This is a genomic window from Parablautia muri (assembly GCF_009917485.1).
Taxonomy (GTDB): domain Bacteria; phylum Bacillota; class Clostridia; order Lachnospirales; family Lachnospiraceae; genus Suilimivivens; species Suilimivivens muri.
In genome coordinates, this window is record NZ_QZDT01000174.1 from 1 (window position 1) to 1225 (window position 1225).

The window sequence follows — 1225 nt, forward strand, 5'->3', positions numbered from 1 at the left end:
TGGTGTTAGTATATAAGTGTGGACAGAAAAAGTTGAACAACCTATACTATCAAATGAAAGAGCAAAGGAGATGTTCAACATGGCGAAAAATCAAAAATCTTACACTCCGGAGTTTAAACAGCAGATCGTGGATCTGTATAATGCCGGAGGAACATCGTATCCACAACTGGAACGTGAATATGGCGTAAATCGGAGTACGATTAGCGGCTGGGTAAAGCAGCTTTCCCCTATCAAGGTATCAGAGGAGGAAACACTTACCCTCAAGGAGTATAAGGCTCTCCAGAAAGAAATCCAGCGCCTTAAGATCGAGAATGAAATATTAAAAAAAGCGACCGCCATATTCGCAAAAGAACAATAGCCGAGATTGTTGCATTTATCCAGAACAACTTAACCAACTACTCTGTATCACAGCTTTGCAGTGCCTTGAAATTTCCAAGGAGTACCTATTACAAGGCTCTGGTTTGTGTACCTTCAAATAAGAACATGGAGTATGAGGAATTCAGCAGGAAAGTGAAACAGGCCTTTGAGGATTCCAAACGCAGATACGGGGCTGTCAAACTATGCCGTGTACTAGGTGGCGCTGGGACACCCTGCAGTATCAAGCGGGTCCAGAGGCATATGGCAGAGCAGGGACTGCGCTCTGTGGTAGTAAAGAAGTACAACTACCATGCCAATCATGGCAGTATCCCAGATGATAAAGTGAATATCCTGAAACGTGATTTTGGAACAGAAACCATCAATCAAAAATGGTGCACAGATATTACCTACATCCATGTGCAGAAAGAAGGATGGACTTATCTGGCATCTGTCATGGATTTGTGCAGCCGTAAAATCATCGGCTATGCCTATGGCACATCTATGACAGCGGAACTGGCAGTGAAAGCGGTAGAGAATGCGTGCCTGAACGTCAGGGATACAAAAGGGATCATTTTGCACAGCGACCTTGGAAGCCAGTATACGAGCCAGGCATTTGAAGACTGCCTGGCCAGGAAAGAAATCCTGCATTCCTTTAGCCGTAAGGGAAATCCATACGATAATGCCTGCATTGAATCCTTTCATTCTGTACTGAAAAAGGAAGAAATATATCTTCATACTTACCAAGATTCAAAGGAAGCCCGCAGAGCAATCTTTGAATACATAGAAGGCTGGTATAATCGTAAGCGGATACATAGCTCTATTGGTTATTTGACACCACAGCAAAAGGAGGATGAGGAACTTAAAAAAA

Annotated in this window: 1 protein-coding gene; it reads left to right on the forward strand. The window is 43.3% G+C overall.

All coding sequences use genetic code 11. The annotated features are described in order from the left end of the window. Positions 1–79 precede the first annotated feature (79 nt). Positions 80–1225, forward strand: a protein-coding gene (locus tag D5281_RS25020) for an IS3 family transposase (protein ID WP_277935634.1) whose coding sequence is annotated in 2 segments (ribosomal slippage) — positions 80–332 and positions 332–1225 — 1147 coding nt annotated over the 2 segments. Because the reading frame shifts where the segments join, the coding sequence is not laid out codon by codon here. This gene is flagged as partial in the annotation.